At 66.3% G+C, this 6014-nt stretch carries 9 protein-coding genes; all 9 read left to right on the top strand.

Annotated elements, in window-relative coordinates; all coding sequences use genetic code 11:
- The first annotated feature begins 351 nt into the window (after window positions 1-351).
- The gene (locus H483_RS39815; protein ID WP_017838617.1) at window positions 352-525 is read left to right on the top strand and encodes a hypothetical protein; all 174 of its coding nucleotides are present in this window, start codon (window positions 352-354) and stop codon (window positions 523-525) included.
- 119 nt (window positions 526-644) lie between these two features.
- Window positions 645-1049 (top strand): hypothetical protein, encoded by a 405-nt coding sequence (locus H483_RS37815; protein WP_146776308.1) that lies wholly within the window; start codon window positions 645-647, stop codon window positions 1047-1049.
- A 60-nt stretch (window positions 1050-1109) separates the two neighbouring features.
- Entirely contained in the window at window positions 1110-1817 is a 708-nt protein-coding gene (locus H483_RS37810) for a hypothetical protein (protein ID WP_017838615.1), read from the top strand.
- Window positions 1818-1904: 87 nt separating this feature from the next.
- Complete coding sequence (locus H483_RS37805; protein ID WP_181694380.1) at window positions 1905-3842, top strand: cutinase family protein; 1938 nt, start codon at window positions 1905-1907, stop codon at window positions 3840-3842.
- A complete protein-coding gene (locus tag H483_RS39385) occupies window positions 3842-4384 on the top strand; it encodes a hypothetical protein (RefSeq protein WP_146776307.1) in 543 nt (180 codons plus the stop codon). The genes H483_RS37805 and H483_RS39385 overlap by 1 nt, the downstream gene beginning before the upstream one ends.
- 42 nt (window positions 4385-4426) lie before the next feature.
- On the top strand, window positions 4427-4699 hold the full coding sequence (locus H483_RS39380) for a TrbC/VirB2 family protein (protein ID WP_119193102.1): 273 nt from the start codon (window positions 4427-4429) through the stop codon (window positions 4697-4699).
- A 3-nt stretch (window positions 4700-4702) separates the two neighbouring features.
- Window positions 4703-4912: a hypothetical protein gene (locus tag H483_RS37795; protein ID WP_017838612.1), complete on the top strand. Its 210-nt coding sequence runs from the start codon at window positions 4703-4705 to the stop codon at window positions 4910-4912.
- 131 nt (window positions 4913-5043) lie between these two features.
- The gene (locus H483_RS38325) at window positions 5044-5505 is read left to right on the top strand and encodes a hypothetical protein (protein WP_238556443.1); all 462 of its coding nucleotides are present in this window, start codon (window positions 5044-5046) and stop codon (window positions 5503-5505) included.
- A 25-nt stretch (window positions 5506-5530) separates the two neighbouring features.
- Window positions 5531-6014: hypothetical protein (locus H483_RS39810; protein ID WP_031265435.1), on the top strand; the 484-nt coding region annotated here is incomplete at its 3' end.

The raw sequence follows: 6014 nt of genomic DNA, 5'->3' as shown, positions 1-6014 counted from the left end.
GCCCTCGATCTGTGATCGTCTGGCGGCCCCACGTGCGCTGGACCGCTCCGCGTCTACCCGGCGCCGCCCGCCGTGGGTGACAGGGTGGGTTTCCAATCCATGACCGCTCCGCACGCCAAGCACTCGTACGTCCGAGACCCTGAACCCACTTGCCCTACTGGGGGCGGCCGCCAACCCACCAGCACCCTGTCTGGCCCGAAGGGGTGACCGTTGGGGCAGTAGTCGGGGCGGTCCTCAGCGACGCTCATAACTCGCGACCGTAGTCGCACGGCCCACCGAGAGGCATTGGCCGGTTAATGTGGCGGAGCCGGCACTGTCCGTGCGGCGGCCCTAGACACGAAAGAGGCGACCGTGGAACTCGTACTGCTCATCATCGGAGGCGGCCTCATCGGTGGCTCTGTCGCGCTAGGTGCTGGTGCCGGTGCCGCCGACCAGTTCCTGCATCAAATGCCCGCCCCGGAGCTCGCCCAAGTCAAGGCATGGCTTCACTCCATCGGCGCCGGGGCGCTGGCCGACAGGTACTGACCGGCACACCACCTAACGCACGCGGGCGCTGACCCTCACGGGGTGCAGCGCCCGTTTAGTTTCTTCACCCCCACTGTGGCTGCCCAGATGCCTCGCACCTAGTGCGCTACCGTAGTTCCATGAATGACCTCGACAGGTTAATAACCCTTGCTGCCGAGTGCCATCGCGCGCGAACACGGATGCTCGACGCTACAGCTGCGCGCGAATCGCTCATCGTTGGTGCCCGCGCGGCCGATACGTCGGTGAGTGAGATAGCCAAGGCGGCGGAGCTGACCACCGGCCGCGTCTACAACCTCTTACGTCAATCCACAGCAGACGCGGCTGATGAGCCTGATCGCGGCTATCTCGATGTGATCCACTCTATGACGCGGTACATGCACGAAGAGCAAGCGGCGGCCAACGCGCTTGCGCGAGAGCGGAACGAAGTTGCCCGCCGGTTGGTCGACGCCGGGGCTACCGCCCGATTCCTGGCGGGCGTGCTAGGCGAGAACGTGGACACACTAAGGAACTGGCTGTATCCGTGATAACATCGCGGCAGGTCTTAATCTGTACCTCTTGCGATACTTCGGAGCGTAACAATAGCTATGGCCAACGAGAACGAGACTGACCCGAGCGGCGAGACGCCAATACAGGTCTGGACCGACTGGCTTGACCGCTGGAGCGCCCAACGGCCCACCGTTCACGGCGCCGACGAGAACGGTGAGGTGGCCGACCCAGCACGACGGCGGGTACCAGCGTTTACGGTCGCGATGATCGCGGCCGGCGTCATCGTCGTTGCAGTGATGGTCATCGCCGTCTCGCAGCTCAGGACTACCGACGAGCCCGACCCGTTCACCGCGGCGGTTCCGGCCTCGACCCCGCCGACCGTCGAGACAGGCACGACCGCGCCCACCAGCACGGCTAACCGACCGTCTACGCCGCAATGCGACGAGGCCGACACAGGCGACACGCTGACCACAAGCAAGGGCGGCGAGGTCACCAGCCCACAGACGCTCGTGGCCGAGTTCCAACACCGCTACTTCGACCTCCGGGACGGCGCCGCCGTTGCGGAACTGTGGGACGACGGCTACGAGGCCGAGGGGTTCCAAGCCACGATTGACGACTCTCTCGCGGAGCTGCAAGGCCGCGCGGCATGGTGCGTGACCGTGGCGCCGGCAGAAAGCGGCTGGTGGGCCACCGAGGTCTCGTGGTGGCAGCAGGGAGACCAGAAGGTCCGAGAGACCTGGTATGGAACGTACAAGATCGAGCGTCGCGGAAGCGGTTTCATCTTCACCGATGCGGCCACCGAGTAGGAGCAGGAGAACACCATGAGACGAGTACGAGCGGCCGTCGCAATCGCGGCGGCCGTCGCGGTCCCTCTGGGGGTTGCTGCGCCGGCAGTGGCCCAGGAGACCACGACGACCACCAGGACCACGGATCAAGCGGCCGCGGCGGCGGAAATGGCCGATGCAGTCGAGGCGGAGTGCGCCGCCGTAACCGCCATAATCCCAGTGCCGTCCAGTCACGATGCCAACGCCCCGACCGGCAACGGTTCCGGCATCTTCACTGATGTAGTGAATCCTGTAGCGGGCGACAGTGAGGCCGCTTTCGAGCCGATCTTCATCCCGTACCAGGCTCGAGGCCACGGCGACGACCCAGCGGCAGCCTATTCCCAGACCCTCACCGACGGATACGCCCGGCTGACCCAGGTGAGCCACCGTGTCATCTCGCAGTGCCCCGACACGAAGCTGGCCCTGTTGGGACAGGGGCAGGGGGGACACCTGGTGTCGGTATTTGCCTCCGAAATCGGCAAGGGAAACGCCGTGATTTCCGACGAATCGGTCGCATTTGCCGCCACCATCAGTGATCCAACCCGTGCGGCTGGTCAGACCCTGTTTCCCGGCGTGCCCGGACAATCGGCCCCCGTGTCATGGACCGGGACGGCCCCCAGTAGCCGAGTCGGCAAGACCAGTAGTGCGCCGCTGTTCAACAGAACGTCGTCAACCTCCCAGGCGGGAGGGACGAGCAGCCGTCCGCCGCGTGCGTCCCAGCGGCAGATGAAGATCCCCGCTCAGGAGACCAGCGTCAAGCTGTACGCCGACCTGGCCACGGTCCCCAAGGGATCGGGCTTGAACCACGAGGCGCAGCAGATAGAGGATTTCGGCAGCCTGACCGGCCGTGTCGCGCAGATTTGCGTCACCGGGGACCTGTCGTGCTCTGCGCCTGAAAATGCGGCCCTGGGCCGTGCTGCTCTGGCGATCATGGACCACGCCGGAACCGACTTCAGCGGAGACCCGCTCGCGGCCGCTAACGCCGTCTCGCAGTCGCTCACCGCCACCGCAGCCAGCGGCGTCGCCCGCCACGCGGCCGAGGGCTGGCAGGGTGACACAATCGACGCGCTCGCCCCGACGGGTGAGTTTTCCGTGTCCGAGCGGATTGAACAGGCGGCAACGCCACGTATCCGCACCGGCCCGCAGGCTGGAGCAGACGAGACGAGCACAGTCGAGGACTCAGTGGCGGCCCTCAACAGGGCAGGGTCCATCGGCATCAATGCCGCGACCACTGTCGCCGGCGATGTGCTCGATGAGGCGACCATCGGCGCACTGCTGGAGGCAGGAATCACCGGCGGAGCCACCTCGCCAGAGCTGACCGCGACCCTTGGCGCCCGCGCCGGAGCGTCTGCCCTAAAGCTCATCAAGCCCCGCTCCCTTGGACCCCGACTGGTGAGCGTGTTCGAGGCACTGACCAGCAACATCACTGATAATGCCGAGCTTCCTGAACTGATCGCGGCGGCCCGCACCTGGGACCGCCTGGCCACCGCTGACGGCTACCGAGCAGTACCCATCGCCGCCAGCGGCGAATCCGCCACCGAGGTACTGGCCGACTGGCTCGCCGCCGCCGTCCGGGACAACACCCCGACAGGCGAGGAGAGCGCCGACGCTCAAAGCAGCGAAACGTCCGCGACTAGCTCGCGGACTAGTGCGACTGCGGAGCCCACCCCGGCCCGGACCCCGAAGCCGCTCACCCAGGCCGTATCTGCCGCTCCGAGTCCGAGAGGCACGTACCTCAGGGATGAGAGTGAGGCGGTTATTCCAGCAGGGCCGACGCCCAAGGTTGACGCCTACGAGCTGACCACCGTTGCCAACGAGACCGGCGCGTACGGCGGCGCTCCCATATCGGTGGCGGATGCCAGCTCGCGACTGGTGTCGAGGAACTCCGACTACACAGCCGCGCAGCAACTCGCCTTCCTTGCTGATCCCGCATACCCGGTCGACTCTCCACTGGCAGGAGTGACCCAAGCGGGAGCGCACGTGGCGATCACGAACGGGAGGAGCTGATGACGCACCTGGTCAACGTGGTTGGCGCCGCGGGCGGCGCCGGAGTCACCACATTCACGACACTGTTCGGGCCTGCGGCCCGCGAGCTGCCGGCGGCCGCTCTTTCGTCGCCGCCACCGCCCAAGGCATCGCCGTGGACAGTCATCCTGGCGACAGAAGGGGTCGAACAGGCGTCGGCGGCCGTTGCGCTGCGCGAGACCGCCATTGCGCACGGATGGAGGGTTGCAGCGCTGGCCACACGAGGGCCAGAACGCGCGCGGCCGCGTCCCGTCACCGCACGTTTCATACCGATCATGGACGACGACCGGGATGCCACCCTGCGGCGCGTTCCCCACTGGCCGGCGGCGACCCGCCGCCCCCTCGCTGAGCTGCCGCAGTGGGACTTTCAGCGGGCCGGCGGACGCGGCCGTCGAGGGCAGGGGCTACCCAAGCCGTTCGTTGCGCTGTTCACCGCGATTGTGGACGACATTGCCCGCGACCACGAACAGGAGGCCGACATCGACAGCCAGGCCGAGAGTATTTCACCTAGTACTTCTTTGTAGTATCCTGTACACATCTCTTCTACGAATTACGGAGACCACCCAATGCTAAGTACCATCCTCGCTCAGGTCGAGCAGCCGTCACCCGATGCAGGGCCATTTGCCGAGGTAGGAGCGCGAATCCTCGGCGTCCTGGCGTGGGCCGTGCCGACGATCTCGGTTGGATTGCTCATCGTCTGTGGTGCATGGCTTGCATGGGCATATACAGACCCGTCCCAGGACGAATCCAATCCCAAGAAGACATTGGCATGGGTGGTCGTCGGCGGCATCATCGCCTCCGCCGCCGCGACCATCGTCAACTGGACCTGGGGCGGATAGCTCATGGAGGCCGTGTTCGATGAGCTGAACGTGCTGCTCGCCTGGGTTTCCTGGGTCAGCCTCGGAATGTGTGTCGCCGGCATCTTTCTCATCTGGATCATGTGGCGCTCGGACGTCACGATCACTGACTCGACCTGGCGCGTGCTCGTGATCGTCGGGGCCGTCGCCGTCGCCGCCAACGCAGTAAGGATCGCGCAATGGATCGTCGTCTAAGGGGTGGTCGAGTAGCCGCCGCAGTGATGGCAGTGGCACTGGCCGCCGCGTGCGGTGGCCCTAACGCCGACAGGGACCAGGGCGCGGCAGAGGACCGAACGGTGACATGGAGCAACAGCGGGGGGTTCTCGGTGCCGTCCGCCGATGCCGGCCCAACTGACACCGACGGGGCAGCCCCGGCAGGCTTCGATCAGTCGGGGTTCGGTGCCGCACTTGCGGCGGCGCACTACTCCGTGGCGCTCGACACGGCCAGTGACAAGGACTTCGGGGCAGTGCTCAACGCGGTCACCGTGGACGACGAAGGGCGGCGACTATGGGCGGCGGCCCGTGCCGGTCTGAAAATCGGTCCACCGAAAACCGACCGGGTTCCCACTTTGGAGGCGTGGTCCTCAACCCCGGAGGACCCGATTCAACAGACCCAAGTTCACCTGTACTGGCGACAGTACGACGGGTCCATGACTGAACAACGACGGCAGATGATGTGGAACGGCGAGGACTGGCGACTACAGCTCCCGCACAGTCCGCAGAGCCCGGAGCTACGGGCCGTCCAGGCGCCACCCGAGCAGGCGACGCCGTTCGATCCGCCTGCCTGACCAGGCCGACTAAGGAGAGTTGACAATGAACCGTCACGCGACCCGAGGCGCCGCTGTTGCTGCGAGCGCCGTCCTGATCCTGGCGGGGTGTGCGAACAACGACGACCAGGACGAGGGCGCCGGCCCCCAAGAGCCAGTCGCGACGCCCATCACCGAGACTGCGTGGTTCAGCGAACGGTTCACTTCCGCACCTGTGTTTGTTGACGCTGCCACGACTAACCCGCAGACCTTCCGCCCGGACAACAACCAGGGTGAGCCCCTGCCCGAGGACGCACCGGAGGGGTCGATCCTGTGGCAGTCACCGGCCTGTGTCACGGTGCCGTTCACCTCAGACGGACCGACCGAAGCGGTGCTGGATACCGAGGGGGTCCTCCAACTGTCCGGGTACGAGCGCACCGAACTAGGCGCCGCGGCCGCAGGTCTCGGCCTGCTGTCCGTGTCGAGCGCATCCGCCGATCAGGACGTGGCTACCTCTATTGCCACCGGCCTGCCGCTAGCTGAGGCGCAGC

It is taken from the genome of Dietzia sp. UCD-THP (assembly GCF_000349585.1).
Taxonomy (GTDB): Bacteria; Actinomycetota; Actinomycetes; order Mycobacteriales; family Mycobacteriaceae; genus Dietzia; species Dietzia natronolimnaea_A.
Note: the sequence above shows the minus strand (reverse complement) of the source record. Positions and strands in the feature narration are given on the sequence as shown.